This is a genomic window from Bacillus sp. LR--39 (assembly GCF_053613335.1).
Genome location: NZ_JBSIOT010000269.1, coordinates 1 through 1,163 on the forward strand (window position 1 = coordinate 1; position 1,163 = coordinate 1,163).

2 protein-coding genes and 1 pseudogene are annotated in these 1,163 nt (G+C 48.3%); all 3 read right to left on the reverse strand.

The genetic code is table 11. The features are described 5' to 3' along the window. Positions 1–291: DUF436 family protein (locus ACWHAR_RS22400; protein WP_452087871.1), on the reverse strand; the 291-nt coding region annotated here is incomplete at its 3' end. 12 nt (positions 292–303) lie between these two features. Further along, the gene (gene rpiB / locus ACWHAR_RS22405; protein ID WP_014481188.1) at positions 304–753 is read right to left on the reverse strand and encodes a ribose 5-phosphate isomerase B; all 450 of its coding nucleotides are present in this window, start codon (positions 751–753) and stop codon (positions 304–306) included. 156 nt (positions 754–909) lie between these two features. Next, a pseudogene (gene prpB, locus ACWHAR_RS22410) lies at positions 910–1,163 on the reverse strand (protein arginine phosphatase PrpB); the annotation flags it as partial.

The window sequence follows — 1,163 nt, forward strand, 5'->3', positions numbered from 1 at the left end:
GGCAGAAACGGTTGGAAGCCTGAACAGCTTGGCTGTTTCTGCTTCGACGACAAGCGCTCTGTTTAAATGCTCGCAGCATTGAAACGCCAGATGGATTCCCGTTTTTTCCCGGAGCTCAGCAAGTCCGCTGTAGATGCTTTCAGCGATATCTACACTGCCCGATGTGCCGATCCGGCTGCCGGCCACTTCGCTCGTGCTGCATCCAAGGACGAAGAGCTGATCTTGTTTCAATTCCGCTTGGTCCTGAAACTCAGACAGCATCGTCTTCCACGTTTGTTTCAACTCATTCATTAAACAGCACCCCTACAGGTTTTTCTCTTCATAATCGGAGATTTTTCCAATACGCGTTTGGTGTCTTCCCCCGGTAAACTCAGTAGTCAGCCAGGTTTTTGCGATTTCCCGAGCCAAACCAGGTCCGATCACCCGTTCACCCATTGCAAGGATGTTTGTGTCATTATGCTCCCTCGTCGCCTTCGCGCTGAAGGTATCATGCGCCAGCGCGCAGCGAATCCCTTTTACTTTATTAGCGGAAATGCTCATGCCGATGCCTGTCCCGCAAATTAAAATGCCTCTGTCAACTTCGCCGCTAACCACTTTTTCGGCCACCGGAAAAGCATAATCCGGATAATCGACAGAGCCGCTGCCGCAGTCACAGCCCATATCAATATATTCAATTTGCAATTCGTCCATTAACTCTTTGATTTCATTTCGAATGTGAACGCCGCCATGATCCGATGCAATGGCTACTTTCATCTGCTTTTCCTCCCAGCGTGTGTGATGCGGCCCGCCCGCTTTATTGACCGCGCAGCCTGTCCGCTCTTTGATTCACACCATATGATGTGCTTTTCACTATATTCTACTCCTTCACGCAGGATTTGCAAATGACCTGTTTGCAGATTTTCTGACAACTTATCTGCGGTCTTTTTTCAGCTGTTTTGCCAGCTGCCGAAGAAGCTCTTCAAGCTCATCTCGCGTTTGTTTATAGATGTCAATTGAGCCGCCGAACGGATCGATGACATCACCATGGCTGCCTGTAACATATTCTTTTAACGTAAACACTTTATCACGATAACGTCCAAATTGGCTGGCAATGATCTGTTTGTGCTGATGGGTCATAGCCAGAACCAAATCAGCCGATTCCATCAGTTCTTCAGTTAATGGAG